Origin of the sequence: Pseudonocardia sp. CA-107938, assembly GCF_050936315.1 — a bacterium.
GTDB lineage: Bacteria > Actinomycetota > Actinomycetes > Mycobacteriales > Pseudonocardiaceae > Pseudonocardia.
The window spans coordinates 4,351,067-4,368,414 of sequence record NZ_JBNJNA010000001.1 but is presented as its reverse complement, the minus strand read 5'-3'; the positions used below and the strand labels follow the sequence as shown (position 1 = coordinate 4,368,414).

Here is a 17,348-nt window from a genome sequence, read left to right as displayed (position 1 = left end):
CCTCTGAAGGCGAGGTTAGTGATCGCCCCGATGCATGTCAGGGGGAGGATGGTCGCTCATCGGGGTGGACTCGGCAACTGTGCCGTGCACGAAGCGTGAGCACATCGACCGGTTCGGGTCGTCGTGGCCGATGCGGGGTGAGAACGCTCACGCGGACCTGGTCCCGGCCGTTCCGCTTGGCCGTGTAGACGGCCGCGTCGGCGATGCCGACGAGCTCGCCCAGCTCGCCGCGGGCCGCCGGATGGCCGGCCTCCCGCTGCACCCCTGCTCCGATCGACACCCGCAGCCCCGCGACCGTCCGGGCGCCCTCCGGGGTGTCGATCGCGACCCGCAACGCGGCGACGGTCCGGCGGATGCGCTGGGCGATCTGCTCGACGGCCGCCCCGCCGCCCTCGTCGGCGCGCGCCAGCAGCACCACGAACTCCTCGCCGCCGAACCTGCCCACCAGGTCACGTGCCCGGACCGCGCCCCGGATCGCGTCGGCGACCGCGGCCAGCACGACGTCGCCCGCGACGTGCCCGTAGGTGTCGTTGACGGCCTTGAAGTGGTCGAGGTCGACGACGAGCACGGCCCGCGGCCCGTCACCGGGGCGCGTCGCCGCCAGGTCGACGACGGCGCGCTCGTGCCAGGTGGCGGCGTTGAGCAGGCCGGTCTTCCCGTCGATCTGGGCGTCCTCGGCGAGCTGCGGCACCAGCATGGCCCGGTGCATCACCACCATCGCCGGGAACACGGCCGGCACCAGCCACGGGTTCGCGACGACGGCGGCGGCGGTGAGCCCGCCGAGGCCGAGCGCGGCCAGGTCGTGCAGGTTGTCGTCGAACGTGCCCAGCACGGGGCGCCGGGGCCGGCGCGGCGCGGTCCGGGCGGCCGCTGCGGCCGCGGCGGTGGCGATCCCGGAGTCGACGAGCGCGAAGACCGCCACCGCGAGCAGCACCAGGCCCACCCCGCCGGCCAGCGCGGTTCCCCCACCGGCGGCCCACACCCGGACCTCCCAGACGGCCAGCACGGCGAGCACCGCCGCACCGGCGCTCAGGACGACCCGGTGGAGCGGCCCGGCCGTGCCGAGCCTGCGGGCCTCGTGCACGCACCCGACGACGGGCAGCAGGGCGGCGACGGCCGGTGGCAGCAGCAGGGCGCCGGCGACCACCACGACCGCGGTGAGGCCACCGCGCCGCGGCGGAGCCGTCCCGGCCCGGCGCGGGCGGGCCATCCGCAGCGCCTCGACGTACCCGATCTCGAGCAGGAGCAGCAGGGCGGCGATCCGCAGGTCCGCCAGTTCGAGCGGCACGGTCAGCGCGGCCCACACCCAGCCGCCGGTGGCGGCCACCGCGACGCCGACCGCCGCGGCGCGGGTCAGCGGCACCCCGCCCGCCCGAGAGCCGGTGATCACCGCAGCGCGGAGCGGAACGTGCATGCCGTCCATGGCCATGATCGCTCCCGCAGTCGCACGGTCGGCACCGGCGTCCGACGACCGGGGCGGCGACACCGTACACGGTCGATCGCGGAGCGCAACGGGTCACGACGGCCCCGACGCGGCGGGCACGACGTCGTCGCGGGTCCGGTGCCACACCACCGCGACGACCGCTGCGGCCACGAACCCGAGAGCTCCGGCGACCGCGACCGCCACCGCGGGCGTGGCCGCGTCGGCGAGGATCCCGGCCAGCACGATCGCGATCCCCTGCGACGCGATCATCGCCGAGGAGGCGACGCCGAGCGCCTGCCCGCGCTCCGCGTCGGGGGTGCGCCGCACGAAGCTGGCCTGGCCCTGCAGCAGGTACGCCGTCGCGAACGCGCCGCTGACGGCCCAGCAGCCGAGCGCGAGCGGGACGGGCGGCGCGGCGAGCACCGGCAGCATCGGCACGGCGGCGAGCACCGCGACCACGCCGACCTGCCGCTCCCTGGCGGCGAGCGGCACGAAGCGCACGAACGCCCATGCCCCGACGACGCCGCCGAGCGGGCCGGCCGCCATCAGCAGCCCCACCTCGGTCGGCCCGGCGCCGACCTGCGCCGCGTACGGCACGGCGATCGCCTCGGGCACCACGTAGGAGCCGCAGATCGTGGCCATGAGCACGAGCGTCCGCCGGGCGGGATCGGCGGCGATCGCCCGGGCCCCCGCCAGCACGTAGGTGACCGCCCGGACCGCGGCCGGCCGCCGGTGCCCGTCGGGCCGCGCCCTGGCAGCGGTGCCGAAGCGCACGAGCACAGCCGACACCACGAACGTCGCCACGTCGATCAGGAGGGCTCCGGCGGGCTGCAGCAGCGCCACCGCCAGTCCGCCGACGGCGAACCCGCCGACCTGCGCGATCTGGCTGCTGATCTGGCGCAGCACCAGACCCTGCTCGTAGCTCTCGCCGAGGACCTGCGGCAGCACCGCGCCCTGCGCCGCGGTGTGCGGCGCGCGCAGCACCACCACGAGCACCAGGAGCGTCGCGATCAGCGGCACGGGCAGACCGGGCACCGCCATGACCGCGACGAGCAGCGCGCGGACGAGGTCGGCCACCACCATCACGGTGCGTCGCGGGTAGCGGTCGGCGGTCCAGGACAGCAGCACCCCGCCGAGCACGGACGGCACGATGCTCAGCGCGTAGGTGGCGGTGGCGGCGGTGGCCGAGGACGTCCGCTGGAACACCAGCACGGCCACGGCGACCCTGGCGAGCTGGTCACCGACCAGCGAGCCGAACTCGGCCGTCCAGAGTGCGCGGAACTCGCCGTTGCGCAGGACGGGCGCGAACGTCGACTGGCGCATGTCCGTGCGGTCCCCCTCCGACCCGGAACGCTCAGTATGCGGTCGGATCCAGCCCGTGGCTACCGACGCCCGGGGACGGGTTCGAGCAGATCGGCGACGTGCCCGATCTCGTTCACGGTGCGGATCCGCCGCAGGCCGTCGCGGGCGGCGACGACGCGCGTGATGCCGGTGTAGTCCAGCGGGAACGGGAGCGGGTGGTCGATCCCGAGCAGCCGCGCCAGCCACACGTTGATCACGCCGGCGTGGGCGACGACCACCACCGTCACCCGGCCCGGGTGGGCCGCGACGACCGCCTCCATCGCCTCAGCGACCTGCTCGGTGAAGGCGCCCGCGTCGACGTGCGCGGGCAGCAGGCCCGAGCGCATCCGCTGCCAGGTGGCCGGATCCGCGGCGGCCAGCTCGTGCACGGGCACGTACTGGCCGGCACCGGCGTCGAACTCGCAGAGGTCGGGGCGGGCGGTCGGGGTGATCCCGAGCGCCCGGGCGAGCGGCGCGGCCGTGGCGACGGCCCTGGCGAGCGTGCTCGTGTAGACGGCGACGGGCGCGGGGTCGGCGAGCGCCGCGACGAGCCGCTCCGCCTGCTGCTGCCCCAGCTCGGTCAGCCCGGGGTCGGCGCGCCCTGCGGCGAGGTCGACCCGCACGGGCAGCGCGTGCCGGACCAGGACCAGGTGCACGCGGTCAGTCCGGGACGGAGGCGCCGTGCCCCGCCGCGCGCAGGGTGGCCCGCAGCGCCTCGCGGTGCGCGGCCTGCTCGTCGGCGTCGACGCTCGTTGCGGCGTTGGCGAAGTCGAAGGCCCCCAGCCCGTCGGCCGGGAAGACGTGGACGTGCAGGTGCGGCACCTCGAAGCCGGCGATGATCAACCCCACGCGCGGCGGCGCGAACACCTCCTGCAGGGCCGCGCCGACGGCGTGCGCGACAGCGGTGAGGTGGGCCAGCAGCTCGGCATCGGCGTCGATCCAGTGGTCGACCTCCTGGCGCGGCACCACCAGCGTGTGGCCGGGTCCGAGGGGATTGATCGACAGGAACGCGGCGCAGCGCTCGTCGGACCAGACGAGGTCGCCGGGCAGCTCGCCGTCGATGATCCTGGTGAAGATCGTGGGCACGGACCGATCCTGCCATCGGGTGGGGACGTCCCCACCTGGGCGGGGGTGCGCACCCGGCTGTGCCGGGCGCCCCACCGGTCGAAGCTCGGTGCATGACCACCACTGCACCGGCTCCCGCCCGCCTGCCCACCGAGCTGCTCGCCGCCACCTCGATCTGGATCGCCGCCGTCGGCGCCGGGGTCGCGGAGGCGCTCGTGAACGTCTTCCTGATGCCCGACCCACCGAGCACCACCCAGCTGCTGGTCCGCGGCACGATCTACGCCGGCGTGCTCGCGCTGATCCTGACGCTCCCGACCGGCCGCGCCGCCGTCCGGTGGGCGTTGGCCCTGCTGCTCGGTGTCGTCGGCACCCTGTCGCTGGTGTTCGAGCCGATCGGCTGGCTGGCCGACGGCGGCGACGTCGCGGCGTTCCTCGCGACGGCCGACGGGCCGACGTTGCTGGTCGTGGCCCTGCGGGTGCTGCACCTGGCCGCCGTCGCCGCCGCGATGGTGCTCATGTTCCGGCCGCGGGCCGGCGCCTACGTCCGCGCCCGCACGGCGGAGCGCCGGGCGGCTGTCGGGGCGCGGGCATAGTCTCCCGTCCATGGGACGGACCATCGCCACGAACACCACCGTCGACCGCGCCGGGCTCGTCGAGTTCCTGCGCGACCGTCACCACGTGATCCTGCTGACCCACCGGTCCGACGGCAGCGTGCAGGGCTCTCCGGTCACGGCCGGTGTCGACGGCGAGGGGCGCATCGTCGTCTCGACCTACCCGGAGCGCGCCAAGGCGCGCAACGTGGCGCGGCACGGCAAGGCGTCGGTGATCGCGTTGTCGGAGGACTTCAACGGCCCCTGGGTGCAGGTCGACGGCGACGCGGAGCTGATCACGCTGCCCGACGCCGTCGAGCCGCTGGTGGAGTACTTCCGCTCGATCGCGGGCGAGCACCCGGACTGGGACGAGTACCGCGAGGCCATGGTCACCCAGGGCAAGGCGCTGATCCGCATCACGCCGACGCGCTGGAGCCCGATCGCCACGGGCGGGTTCCCCAAGCGGCTGGCCTGACCCGGTCCCCCGCTAACCTCTGACGACGGGCTCGGCGCGCCGATGGCGGCGCCCGACCGGGCCGACCCCACCACCCCTTCGGAGGACCCCATGCGGCCGTGGCCCGGCCACGCCTACCCGCTCGGCGCCAGCTACGACGGCTCCGGCACCAACTTCGCGCTGTTCTCCGAGGTCGCGGACAAGGTCTTCCTGTGCCTGTTCGACGACGACGGCGTCGAGGAGACGATCGAGCTCACCGAGGTCGACGGGTTCGTGTGGCACGGCTACCTGCCGGGCGTGGAGCCGGGCCAGCGCTACGGCTACCGGGTGGAGGGGCCCTACGACCCCGCCACCGGGCAGCGCTGCAACCCCGCGAAGCTGCTCATCGACCCGTACGCGAAGGCGCTCAGCGGGCCGGTGGACTGGGACGAGTCGGTGTTCGGCTACCCGTTCGGCGCACCGGACGAGCAGAGCAGCACCGACTCGGCCGCGCACGTGCCGAAGTCGGTGGTGGTGAACCCGTTCTTCGACTGGGGCACCGACCGCGCGCCGCGCATCCCGTACCACGAGACCGTGATCTACGAGGCGCACGTGCGGGGGCTGACGATGCAGCACCCCGAGCTGCCCGAGGAGCTGCGCGGCACGTACACGGGCCTCGCGCACCCGGTGATGATCGAGCACTACAAGCGGCTCGGGATCACCGCGGTGGAGCTCATGCCGGTGCACGAGTTCCTCAACGACCACCACCTGCAGGAGCGCGGGCTCGCCAACTACTGGGGCTACAACACGATCGCCTACCTGGCCCCGCACCACGCCTACGCGACGGCGGGCAGCCGCCCGGGCGCGCAGGTGCAGGAGTTCAAGGCCATGGTGCGCGACCTGCACGACGCCGACATCGAGGTCATCCTCGACGTGGTCTACAACCACACGGCGGAGGGCAACCACATGGGCCCGACGCTGTCGCTGCGGGGCATCGACAACGCCGCGTACTACCGGCTCGTCGAGGACGACAAGCGCTACTACATGGACTACACGGGCACGGGCAACTCGCTCAACGTCCGCAACCCGCACACCCTGCAGCTGATCATGGACTCGCTGCGGTACTGGATCACCGAAATGCACGTCGACGGGTTCCGGTTCGACCTGGCGTCCACGCTGGCCAGGGAGTTCTACGACGTCGACCGCCTGTCGGCGTTCTTCGACCTGGTGCAGCAGGACCCGGTGATCAGCCAGGCGAAGCTGATCGCCGAGCCGTGGGACGTCGGTCCCGGCGGCTACCAGGTCGGCAACTTCCCGCCGCTGTGGACCGAGTGGAACGGCAAGTACCGCGACACCGTGCGCGACTTCTGGCGCGGCGAGCCCGGCACCCTCGGCGAGTTCGCCTCCCGCCTCACGGGCAGCTCCGACCTCTACCAGGACGACGGCCGCCGCCCGTACGCGTCGATCAACTTCGTCACCGCGCACGACGGGTTCACCCTCGCCGACCTCGTCTCCTACAACGAGAAGCACAACGAGGCCAACGGCGAGGGCGGCAACGACGGCGAGAGCCACAACCGCTCGTGGAACTGCGGCGTGGAGGGCCCCACCGACGACGAGGGCGTGCTCGCGCTGCGGGCGCGCCAGCAGCGCAACTTCATCGCCACCACGCTGCTGAGCCAGGGCGTGCCCATGCTGCTGCACGGCGACGAGCTGGGCCGCACCCAGCAGGGCAACAACAACGTCTACTGCCAGGACGGCCCGATCTCCTGGGTGGACTGGTCGCTGGCCACCAAGAACGCCGGCCTGGTCGGGTTCACGTCGGGGATGGTCGCTCTGCGCGCCGCGCACCCGGTGTTCCGCCGCCGCCGTTTCTTCGACGGGCGCCCCATCGCCCGCGCGCGTGGCGCCTCCCTGCCCGACATCGCCTGGTTCACCCCCACCGGCGAGGAGATGGCCGAGCCGGACTGGGACTCCGGGTTCGGCAAGTGCGTCACCGTGTTCCTCAACGGCGACGGCATCACCGAGCCCGACCCGCGCGGGGAGAAGGTCCACGACGACTCGTTCCTCGTCGCCTTCAACGCGCACTACGAGGACATCGACGTCACCCTGCCCGCCGGCTACGGCCGCACCTGGGCGGTGGTGGCCGACACTGCCACCGGCACGGTCGTCACGCTGTCCCAGACGCCAGGTGTGACCGCCGCCGAACCGGTTACCCACGCGGGGGGCGCCACCGTGGCGGTGACCGCCCGGTCGCTGCTCGTCCTCCAACGCCTGACTTGATCTCACCCACCCCGGCCCTCCTCCGTCGGGCCTTCCATCCCCTAGGGAGCCCAGTCCGTGGTCCCGTCCTCCACCTACCGCTACCAGTTCTCGAAGGACCAGACCTTCGCCGACGCGGTGGAGCTGCTGCCCTACCTCCACGCGCTGGGGGTGGGTGCGCTCTACGCGTCGCCGCTGCTGGAGTCGGGTGCCGGGTCCAACCACGGCTACGACGTGGTGGACCCGACCCGGGTGTCCGCGGAGCGCGGCGGTGAGGCGGGCCGGCGGGCGCTGGTGGACGCGGTGCGCACGTACGGCATGGGGTTCGTGCTCGACATCGTGCCCAACCACGTCGGCGTCGACGTGCCGCAGGTCAACCCGTGGTGGTGGGACGTGCTGCGGCTGGGCCGGGAGTCGCCGTACGCGGGCTACTTCGACATCGACTGGGCCGCCGGGCCGATCCTGCTGCCCGTCCTGGACGCGGACGAGGAGAAGGCGCTCTCCGAGCTGTCGCTCTCCGACGACCGCACCGTGCTGCACTACTACGAGCACGCCGCACCCGTCGCGCCCGGCACTGGCGACGGCACGCCGCAGGAGGTGCACGAACGCCAGCACTGGCGGTTCGGGTCGTGGAAGCGGGGCGCCGCGGAGCTGACCTACCGCCGGTTCTTCGACGTGTCGACGCTGGCCGCCGTGCGGGTCGAGCTGCCCGAGGTGTTCGAGGCCACCCACCGGGAGATCCTGCGCTGGGTGGCCGCCGGCGACGTCGACGGCATCCGCGTCGACCACCCGGACGGCCTCTCCGACCCGGGCGGCTACGTGCGCCGGCTGCGGGCCGCGATCGGCCCGGACCGCTGGCTGTTGGTGGAGAAGATCCTCGCAGCAGGTGAGGAGCTGCCGGTGTCGTGGCCGGTCGACGGCACGTCCGGATACGAGGCGCTGCGCGAGATCCAGGGCGTGCTCGTCGACCCGGCCGGTGCCGGCCTGCTCACCCAGTTCGCCGCCGAGCACACGGGCGCGAAGCCGGCCCTGCACACCGTCGAGCACGACGCACGGCTGGAGGTGGCGCGCACGATCCTGGAGGCGGAGATCCGGCGGATCGCGGCGCTGCTGCCCGGCGACGATCACGAGCGGAACCGGGCTGCCGTCGCCGAGTTCCTGGTGGGCTTCCCCGTCTACCGCTCGTACCTGCCGGAGGGGCGGGCCGCGCTGGACACCGCCGTCTCCGCGGCGCGGGTGCGCCGCCCGGACCTCGCCGACGTCCTCGACGGCATCCACGCGACCATGCTCGCCGAGCCGCAGGGCGCGCTGGCGACGCGCGTGCAGCAGACGTCCGGCATGGTCATGGCGAAGGGCGTGGAGGACACCGCGTTCTACCGGTGGAACCGGTTCGTCGCCCTCAACGAGGTGGGCGGGGCGCCGGACCGGTTCGGCATCTCCCCCGCCGAGTTCCACGCCGCGCAGGCGGCCCGCGCGGCGTCCTGGCCGGCGACGATGACCACGCTGTCCACCCACGACACGAAGCGCTCCGAGGACGTGCGGGCCCGGCTCGCCGTGCTCGCCGAGATCCCCGGCGAGTGGACGGAGCTGGTGCGCCGCTGGTCGGCGCGGCACCCCCTGCCGGAGCGCTCGCTGGAGCTGCTGGCCTGGCAGAACCTCGTCGGCGCGTGGCCGATCCCCGAGCAGCGCCTGGTCGACTACCTGCGCAAGGCCTCGAAGGAGGCCAAGCTCGTCACGAGTCACGTCGATGCCGTGCCGGAGGTGGACGAGGCGATCGCGGCGTGGCCCGGCGCGGTGCTCGGTGACGCCGAGCTGGTGGCCGAGATCGAGGAGTTCGTCGAGCGGATCGCCGGCCCGGGCCGGTCCAACTCGCTGGCGCAGAAGCTGCTGCAGATCGCCGGGCCGGGGGTGCCCGACGTCTACCAGGGCACGGAGCTGTTCGAGTACTCGCTGGTCGACCCCGACAACCGGCGGCCCGTCGACTGGGCGGCGCGGCGCGAGCTGCTGGCCCGCATCGACAGCGGCGAGCTGCCGGACGTCGACGCGTCGGGCGCAGCGAAACTGCTGGTCACGGCCACCGCGCTGCGGCTGCGCCGCTACCGGCCCGAGGTGTTCGAGGGCTACCGGCCCGTCCCCGCGCAGGGGGCGGCCGCCGAGCACGCCGTCGCGTTCGCGCGCTCGCCGCACCTCGTCGCCGTCGTCACGCGGCTGCCGGTCGGGCTGGCCGCCCGCGGTGGCTGGGGCGACACGGTGCTGCCGCTGCCGGGTGGCGCCGCGGACTGGCACGACATGATCACCGACGTGCCGGTGGACGGCAGCGCTCCCCGGCTGGCGACCCTGCTGGACCGCTACCCGGTGGCCCTGCTCGCCCGCCCACTCTGACCGCGCGGACCGGTCGCGGGGGCCGGGGCGATCATGGTGGCGTGCGCGTTCTCCCCGCGGTCCTCGTGGCCGTCGCCGTCCTGACCGCCGGGTGCGGAGCACCGCAACCACCCGCTCCGCCGCCGGTGCAGCCGCTGCCGGGCACCGCGCAGATCTGGACGAGGACTGAGGGCTGGCAGCAGGCTCCGGCGATGCCCGCCGCCGCCGCGCAACGGCGCTGGTCGGTGCCGGTGCCCGCCGGCGCCCGCACCGCCGCGAACGGCACCGGCGTCGTGGTGCTGGCGGTCCCGCAGGGCGGCGGCACCCGCGTGGACCGGCTCGACCTCGCCACCGGCGCGCCGCGGTGGAGCGTCACCGTGCCCGGCACCGATGCCCGGGTGGGCCTGGACGGGTGGGCCCGGCCCGTGGTCACGGTGGAGGCGGACACCACGACCGTCCTCGACGCCGCCGACGGCCGCGTCCTGTGGCAGGCGCCGCGCGATCAGGGCGACAGCGTCGACGCACTCCCCGACCTGTTGCTCGTCCGCTCCCACACCGCCACGACAGCCGTCGACCGCGGCACCGGCGCCCGGCGCTGGCAGGTGCGCCACCAGATCGCCCCGCGCGACGGCGCCCTCGTCGTCGAGGACCTGGCGCCCACCGCGGGCGGGCCCGGCACCGACGGCGTCGCCGACCCGGCCACCGGCGAACCGCGCTGGACGCAGCAGAACCCGCTGTTCACCGACGTCACCGTGGTCGGCGACCGGTTCGTGCGCACCGCCGACGTCGAACCCGGGCCGGACACGGTCACCGCGTACGACCTCGCCACCGGTGCGCAGCGGTGGACCGCGGAGGTCGACGGGATCGCCCGGGCCGAGGTGACCCCGCTCGACCCGGACACCCTGCTGGTCAGCGGGGGCGGAGAGGTCGGGCTGGGCGCCGTCGCGGTGTCCGCGGTGGACGGGCGGGTGCTGTGGCGGACCGACCGGTCACCGTCGACCGTCCTGCGGCTGGACGGCGCACCCTGGGCCTACCGAGAGGGCGACCACGCCGTGACGGTGCTCGACGGGCGCACCGGCGCCGCCCGGCAGCACCAGAACGCGGGGTCCGCCGTGCTCGCCGGCGGCGGCATCTACGTCACGGACGGGGTCGACGTCGTCGCGAACGGCCTGCTGGACCTGGCCGAGCACTGGCGGTTGCCCGGCGTCGGCGACGTGTACGGGCTGGACCCCGTTCCGGGCGGGCTCGTCACGGTCGTCGGGACGGCGGAGCCGCGCACGCTGGCCGCCTACCTCACCTGAGTGCGCGGTCCCGGCGAGCGTTGGGCACGATCACCTCCGTGACGTCGCGCGCAGTGGGAGCTGGTCGGAGGTGAGTGCGGACCAGCCGGCGACCGTGCGCGAGCTCGCGCAGCTGGGGTTCGCCGACGCCGTCGAGATCGGGCGGGGCGGCTTCGGCGTCGTGTTCCGCTGCCACGAGGTGTCCGTGGGCCGCACGGTGGCGGTGAAGCTGCTGCACACCGACCTCGACGCCACGAACCGGGCCCGGTTCTTCCGCGAGGGCCGGGCGATGGGCCGGCTGTCGGGACACCCCAACGTGGTCGAGGTGCTGCAGGTCGGCGAGACGCCCGGCGGTCGCCCGTTCATCGTCATGCCGTTCCTCGCGCGGGGATCGCTGGCCGACCGCATCGAGCGGGACGGTCCCGTGCCGTGGCCGGACGCGACCACGATGGGCGTGCGGCTGGCGGGCGCCCTGGAGAGCGCGCACCGCGCAGGCACGCTGCACCGCGACGTCAAGCCGGGGAACGTGCTGCTGTCGGACTACGGCGAGGCCCAGCTCACCGACTTCGGCATCGCCCGCATGCAGGGCGGCTTCGAGACCCAGACCGGTCAGTTCACCGGCTCGGTGGCGTACAGCGCCCCGGACGTGCTGGAGGGCGAGCCACCGTCGCCCCGCTCGGACGTCTACGCGCTCGGCGCGACGCTCTTCACCGTCGTCGCCGGGTACGCGGCCTTTGCGCGGAAGCCGGACGAGGAGCTCCTCGCGCAGGTCCTGCGCATCGGGCGCAGCCCGGTACCGGACCTGCGGGCCGCCGGCATCCCCGACGACCTGTGCGCGGTCCTGGAGCACGCGATGGCCAAGAAGGCGACGGACCGGCCGCAGATGACGGAGTTCGGGAAGGCGCTGCAGGAGGTGCAGCAGCGCGCCGGGCTCGCCGTCGCCGAGATGGCCGTGCCCGCCGCAGCGCCGACGGCGCCGGCCGATCCGATCACGGTCCGGGCCGCGCCCCCGCCGCCCCCGCCGCTCCAACCGACCGAGCGCGCCGAACCAGCACCACCCGCCACGGCGGGCCGGCGGTGGCCGCGGACGCTCGCCATCGCGGTGCTGGTCCTGCTGCTGATCGGGGTGGCGACACTACTGGTCGTCATCGGGGTGCGGGCGGTCTCGACGTCCGTGGGCGCCGGCGAGGCCCGGGAAGCGGTGACGGCGGCGGTCGGGCACGATCGTCTTCCGTGACGGACTTCGCGGTGTGGGCGCCGCAACGGGAGAAGGTGCAGGTACTGGTCGACGGCTCGCCGTACCCGATGCGGCGGGACAGCTCGGGCTGGTGGCGGGCCGCCGTGCTCGACGCCGGCACGGGCAGCGCGTACGCGTTCCTGCTGGACGACGAGCCCGACCCGCTGCCCGATCCTCGGTCGTGCTGGCAGCCGGGCGGGGTGCACGCCGCGTCGCGCCTGTACGACCAGGACGCCCACCCGTGGTCCGACGCCGCGTGGACCGGCCGCCACCTGCCCGGCAGCGTGCTCTACGAGTGCCACATCGGCACGTTCACCCCGGAGGGCACGTTCGACGCGGCCGTCGAGAAGCTGGACCACCTGGTGCGGCTCGGCGTCGACATCGTCGAGGTGCTGCCGGTGAACGCCGTCGACGGGCCGCGGAACTGGGGCTACGACGGCGTCGGCTGGTACGCGGTGACCGAGAACTACGGCGGGCCGGACGCGTTCAAGCGGTTCGTGGACGCCTGCCACGTGCGCGGGCTGGGCGTGTGCCTGGACGTGGTCTACAACCACCTCGGCCCGTCCGGCGCCTACCTGGACCGGTTCGGCCCGTACTTCGCGGGCAGCAACATCTGGGGCCCGACGGTGAACCTCGACGGGCCGCACTCCGAGGTGGTGCGCCGGTTCATCATCGACAACGCGCTGATGTGGCTGCGCGACTTCCACGTCGACGCGCTGCGCCTCGACGCCGTCCACGCGCTGCGCGACACCCGCGCCCGGCACGTGCTGGAGCAGCTGGCCGTCGAGGTGGAGGCGCTGTCGGCGCACGTCGGGCGGCCGCTGTCGTTGATCGCGGAGTCGGACCTGAACGACCCGAAGCTGGTCACGGCGCGGGAGGGCGGCGGCTACGGGTTGACGGCGCAGTGGTGCGACGACATCCACCACAGCCTGCACACCGTGCTGACCGGCGAGTCGCAGGGCTACTACGCCGACTTCGCCGCCGCCGACCTGGCCGGGCTGGCGCACGTGTTCACTCGCGCGTTCCTGCACGAGGGCACGTGGTCGAGCTTCCGGCAGCGCAACCACGGCGCGCCCGTCGACACCCGCCGCGTCCCCGGCCACCGCTTCCTCGCCTACCTGCAGAACCACGACCAGATCGGCAACCGCGCCACCGGCGACCGCCTCACCCACACCCTCTCCCCCGGCCTGCTGGCCTGCGGGGCAGCGCTGGTGCTGTGCTCGCCGTTCACGCCGATGCTGTTCATGGGCGAGGAGTGGGGCGCACGCACTCCCTGGCAGTTCTTCTCGTACTTCCCCGACGAGAACCTGCGCACCGCCGTGCGGGAGGGCCGGTTCGCCGAGTTCGCCGAGCACGGCTGGGGAGACGTCGACGTGCCCGACCCCAACGCCGAGTCCACCTTCCTCGACTCGAAGCTCGACTGGGACGAGCCGAGTAGCGAACCCCACGCCACCCTGCTCCGGATGCACACTGAGCTCATCGCGCTGCGCAAGCGCTTCCCGGAACTCTCCGACCCGTGGCTCGACGACGTGGAGGTGGACGTCTCCGAGGGCACGCAGGACCGCACGGTGGTGCTGCACCGCGGCCGCCTGCGGCTGATCTGCAACCTGGGCGCGTCCGAGGTCACCCTGGAGCTGGGCCAGCACATCCAGCGCATCCTGCTGGCGTCGGAGCCCGTGGAGGCCCTCGACGACGCCATCACGATGGGCCCCGAGCGGTTCGCGGTGGTGCTGGTCGGCTGACCTCAGAACTCGGTGACCCCGGCGTCGGGAGCGATCTCGTGCGCGGTGATGTACCGGGACGCGTCGGACGCGAGGAACAGGACGGTCTCCGCGACGTCCTCGGGTTGGGTGATGTCGACGGGCAGCAGGTTGGTGAACATCGGGGCCAGGCGCGGGTCGGTCGCGATCGCCTTGCCCAGGACGGCCTGCATGTCGCCGGATCCCATCGGGGTGGCCACACCCGTGGGGTGCAGGCTGTTGACGCGGATGTGGTGCTTGGCGAGCTCGACGGCGAACGCCTTCGCCATACCGCGGACGGCGAACTTGCTCGTCGTGTACGGGACCATGAACGGCTGCACCTTCAGCCCGGCCGCGGAGCTGACCAGGATGATCGAGCCGCCGCCCGCGCGCACCAGATGCGGCGCACCGACCATGACGGTGTTCCACGTGCCGGTGACGTTGATCGACAGCGTGTCGTCGAACATCGTCGGGGTGATCTCGTCCCAGGCGGACGGGACGCAGATCGCGGCGTTGGCGACGACCACGTCCAGGCGCCCCAGTCGCTCCACGGCCCCGTCGACCGCGGACCGCAGGCCCGCGAGGTCCCGCGTGTCCACCGTCGCGGCGACGACGCGACGCCCCTCCTTCTCCACCATCGCCACCGTCTCGGCGAGGTCCTCCGGCGTGGCGGAGTCGTACGCGACGCTGGGCAGCGGCCCCGCGATGTCGACGGCGATGACGTCGGCGCCCTCCTGCGCGAGGCGCACGGCGTGCGCCCGTCCTTGGCCGCGCGCGGCTCCGGTGATGAGGGCCACCTTGCCCGCCAGCTGTCCGGTCATCGGGGGCTCCGTTCGAGTCAGGGTGTCAGACGTGTCAGACGAGATCACCTTTCCGTAATTCAAGCATCTGACTGAGATTTATGGTCGGCTGACCTCAGCTCAACGAGATCCCGGCGCGCAGGCGGAACGTCCGCTCGGGCGTGGGACCCGCCTGCAGCTGGCCACCCGTGCCCGCGGACACGGGTGGCGAGGTCGTCGATCCCCGCTGCCGGCAGGCAGGCGGCGCGCAGCTCGTCGGCGATGCGGCGGCGAGCGCCTCCTTGTTGCGGAAGAATTAGTAGATCGAGCCGGGTGACACCGTGATCCGCCCTGGCGTGGTTGAACCCGCCCGGCGGCAAGCTGGTGGAGGGCGTCCACCTGGCCGAGGTTTGAGGAGCGTCTCGGGGCTCCGCCCCGAACCCCGGCCCTCCTCCGGTGGAGCGGGAACGAGCGGGTCGGCTCCACCGTCGATCGGTCGCCCTGACGGGATGCCACACCGGCGGCCGGGCCGCAAACGAACCGCGTGTTTGCACCCCGACCACCGGCGCGGCGTTGCTGCGCACGCCCGATCGACGGTGGAGCCTCAGAACCTGTGCTGGGCACAGTGCTGCCCTGGTCATGGCGCGGTCCAGAGGTCGGTCATCCAGGGTGGCGGGATGAACTCCGGCCTGCCGGACGACATGTCGATGCGCCACTCGGTGGAATGGATTTGATCATGATGTTGGCAACACAACATGACCAGGTTGCGTAGGTCGGTCGGGCCGCCGTGTTGCCACTCGATCACGTGGTGGACTTCGCACCAGCTCGGTGGTCGGTCGCAGCCGGGGTGGGCGCAGCCGTGGTCGCGGGCGGCGACCGCGCGGCGCAGGCGGGGGCTGATGGTGCGGCTGGCTCGGCCGATGTCGACCGGTTCGCTGCGCTCGTCCAGCAGTACCGGGATGAGCTGGGCGTCGCAGGCCAGGCGGCGCAGTTGGCCCGGGGTGAGCTGACCGCCGGTGTCGAGCATGGCGGAGCGGGCCCGGTTCTCCAGGTCGGTCAGGCTGATGGTGACCACCAGCCGCGGTCGTTCCCCGGCCACCTCGCCGGTGTCGTCGAAGTCGAGGGCGAACCCGCAGATCTCCGCCAGCGCGGCCGCGTTGCGCTCCGCCGCGGTGGTGCCCCGGTTCTCCGGGGTCGGTCGGGTGCGGGCCTCGATCGCGGTACGGATCGCGGCGAACGCCAGCGGGTCCTCGAACTGGCCCCGCAGCCACCCGCTGCCATCAGCGTTGGCGCCCATCTGCAGTTCGTTACGACCGGGCCGCTCATCCGGCTCCGGCCCGTCCAGGTCGGCGGCGGCCAACAGTTCCAGCCCCATGACACGGACTTCCCGCGGGGTGAAGGTGCGCGCGGCCTCGCCGAGGCTGGCCTCGATCGCGATCCGATCGGCCAGGCTGATCCGGGCGGCGGGCCGGGAGTTCATCAGTGAGGCGATGATCTCGACGTGCCGCATGGTGACCGCGCCGGCCTCGAAGGCGGCCGCGGTCGCCGGGAGCACCGGCTCCAACGGGGCACCATCCAACGCGGTGCGCGGCCCGACGTGCTCGGCGACGGTGACATGCCGGCGGGCGGTGTCGTGATCCCAGCCGAGCAGATCCTTCAACCCCGCAACAGTGTTCCGATAGCCCTTCTCCGCCAACACGCCATCGCGCTCCACAGCAGCGATCGCGGCGACCTTCGCGCGATCGACCTGCCGCGCCACACCCTCGAGAACGAGGAGCGCGGCGAGGGGATCGGCGCTGTCGGAAAGGGCCGTGAACGCCTGCTCGATCAGGCTCGCGGCCTGTGCGAGCGGGTTCTCGGTCATACCCTGATTTTACCCGAACACAGGTTCGAACGGGTGCCGATTATCGCAGGTCAGACACCATTCGGCGCCGGGTCGAGCGAGGAAGATCGACACGGGTGAGATGAACATCAGCGGGGTTCTGGGCGGGCGGAAATCCCCGCTCAGGTTCATCTCGCCCGTGTCGATCACGAATAGGCGCGGGTAAGAGGCTCCACCGTCGGTCGGGCGTGCACAGCAAAGCCGCAGCGCCGGCCGAGCCGCAAACACGTTCCATCGTTTGCGGCTCGGCCGGCGATGTGGCATCCCGAAGGGCGACCGACCGACGGTGGAGCCGGCACGGAAAAGCTCCACCGGAGGAAGGGCCGGGGCCCGGGGCGGAGCCCCGGAAGCAGGAACCGCAACAACCGGCGGCCTGAGGGCGGAGCCCCGGAGGCAGGAACCGAAACCCAAGCATGACTGGACTGTCTCGACACGCGTCACGGGGCAGCACAGAGCTGATCGGTCCCGTGCCCCGCCAACGCCCACGCCAGCAACGCGAACGCCCCGGACGAGGTGACGACGCGGGCTCCGTTCCACCTCGCCCACCGCTGCTCGTCGAACTGCCGGCGGACCGTGGCGAGGTCGATGCGGTCCGGGTCGCCGGCCCCGGTGATGGCGTTGTTGAGCGGGAGGTTGACGCGCGCGGTGATCGCGACGGCGGCGAGGTAGAGGGCCAGTGCGGCCGCGATCTGGACGCGCTGCTTCTCCCGCCGGTTGGCGATGGCGGCGGCCGCGGTGGCGATCACCGGCCCGAGGAAGGTGACGCCGAGGAACCGCGGGTTGGTGATGGCCCGGTCGATGTTCTGGAAGGCGGCGACGAAGGTGCGGTCGTCGGTCTTCCGCAGTCCGGGCATGATCGTGTGGGAGAAGACGTCGAACGCGCCGGCCGCGAGGCCGGTGGTGAGGGTGGCGCCGACGAGTGTGGGGCCGCTCCAGCGGTTCGTGGATCTGCTCACGGG

Annotated in this window: 14 protein-coding genes; 7 read left to right on the top strand and 7 right to left on the bottom strand. The window is 73.3% G+C overall.

The genetic code is table 11. From position 1 onward, the window contains the following. Positions 1–37: 37 nt before the first annotated feature. The 4 genes from ACQEVB_RS21775 to ACQEVB_RS21760 all read right to left on the bottom strand — a co-directional run bounded on the left by ACQEVB_RS21775 (position 38) and on the right by ACQEVB_RS21760 (position 3,850). Positions 38–1,429 carry a GGDEF domain-containing protein gene (locus ACQEVB_RS21775; RefSeq protein WP_432974253.1) on the bottom strand — a complete coding sequence of 464 codons (1,392 nt, stop codon included), beginning with the start codon at positions 1,427–1,429 and terminating at the stop codon, positions 38–40. An 87-nt stretch (positions 1,430–1,516) separates the two neighbouring features. Continuing rightward, the gene (locus ACQEVB_RS21770) at positions 1,517–2,746 is read right to left on the bottom strand and encodes an MFS transporter (RefSeq protein ID WP_432974251.1); all 1,230 of its coding nucleotides are present in this window, start codon (positions 2,744–2,746) and stop codon (positions 1,517–1,519) included. 59 nt (positions 2,747–2,805) lie between these two features. Continuing rightward, the gene (locus ACQEVB_RS21765; protein ID WP_432974249.1) at positions 2,806–3,420 is read right to left on the bottom strand and encodes a histidine phosphatase family protein; all 615 of its coding nucleotides are present in this window, start codon (positions 3,418–3,420) and stop codon (positions 2,806–2,808) included. A gap of 4 nt (positions 3,421–3,424) precedes the next feature. Further along, positions 3,425–3,850: an HIT family protein gene (locus tag ACQEVB_RS21760; protein WP_432974247.1), complete on the bottom strand. Its 426-nt coding sequence runs from the start codon at positions 3,848–3,850 to the stop codon at positions 3,425–3,427. Positions 3,851–3,942: 92 nt separating this feature from the next. On the opposite strand from ACQEVB_RS21760, the gene ACQEVB_RS21755 reads away from it, so the two are divergent. The 7 genes from ACQEVB_RS21755 (at position 3,943) to treZ (ending at position 13,731) form a co-directional block, all read left to right on the top strand. Continuing rightward, positions 3,943–4,422: a hypothetical protein gene (locus ACQEVB_RS21755; protein ID WP_432974245.1), complete on the top strand. Its 480-nt coding sequence runs from the start codon at positions 3,943–3,945 to the stop codon at positions 4,420–4,422. Positions 4,423–4,432: 10 nt separating this feature from the next. Next, on the top strand, positions 4,433–4,894 hold the full coding sequence (locus ACQEVB_RS21750; protein ID WP_432974243.1) for a PPOX class F420-dependent oxidoreductase: 462 nt from the start codon (positions 4,433–4,435) through the stop codon (positions 4,892–4,894). A 90-nt stretch (positions 4,895–4,984) separates the two neighbouring features. Continuing rightward, positions 4,985–7,132, top strand: coding sequence for a glycogen debranching protein GlgX (gene glgX / locus ACQEVB_RS21745; protein WP_432974241.1), 2,148 nt, complete (start codon positions 4,985–4,987; stop codon positions 7,130–7,132). A gap of 57 nt (positions 7,133–7,189) precedes the next feature. Beyond that, positions 7,190–9,493 (top strand): malto-oligosyltrehalose synthase, encoded by a 2,304-nt coding sequence (treY, locus tag ACQEVB_RS21740; RefSeq protein WP_432974239.1) that lies wholly within the window; start codon positions 7,190–7,192, stop codon positions 9,491–9,493. 41 nt (positions 9,494–9,534) lie between these two features. Further along, positions 9,535–10,773, top strand: coding sequence for a PQQ-binding-like beta-propeller repeat protein (locus ACQEVB_RS21735; protein WP_432974237.1), 1,239 nt, complete (start codon positions 9,535–9,537; stop codon positions 10,771–10,773). A gap of 70 nt (positions 10,774–10,843) precedes the next feature. Further along, on the top strand, positions 10,844–11,989 hold the full coding sequence (locus tag ACQEVB_RS21730; protein ID WP_432974235.1) for a serine/threonine-protein kinase: 1,146 nt from the start codon (positions 10,844–10,846) through the stop codon (positions 11,987–11,989). After that, positions 11,986–13,731: a malto-oligosyltrehalose trehalohydrolase gene (treZ, locus tag ACQEVB_RS21725; protein ID WP_432974233.1), complete on the top strand. Its 1,746-nt coding sequence runs from the start codon at positions 11,986–11,988 to the stop codon at positions 13,729–13,731. The genes ACQEVB_RS21730 and treZ overlap by 4 nt, the downstream gene beginning before the upstream one ends. Positions 13,732–13,733: 2 nt before the next feature. Here the strand turns inward: treZ and ACQEVB_RS21720 are convergent, their stop codons facing one another. The 3 genes from ACQEVB_RS21720 to ACQEVB_RS21710 form a co-directional block, all read right to left on the bottom strand. After that, complete coding sequence (locus ACQEVB_RS21720) at positions 13,734–14,549, bottom strand: mycofactocin-coupled SDR family oxidoreductase (protein WP_432974231.1); 816 nt, start codon at positions 14,547–14,549, stop codon at positions 13,734–13,736. 595 nt (positions 14,550–15,144) lie between these two features. Next, positions 15,145–16,371 (bottom strand): DUF222 domain-containing protein, encoded by a 1,227-nt coding sequence (locus tag ACQEVB_RS21715; RefSeq protein WP_432974229.1) that lies wholly within the window; start codon positions 16,369–16,371, stop codon positions 15,145–15,147. Between the two features lie 455 nt (positions 16,372–16,826). After that, positions 16,827–17,345: an anthrone oxygenase family protein gene (locus ACQEVB_RS21710; protein ID WP_432974227.1), complete on the bottom strand. Its 519-nt coding sequence runs from the start codon at positions 17,343–17,345 to the stop codon at positions 16,827–16,829. Between the last annotated feature and the right edge of the window lie 3 nt (positions 17,346–17,348).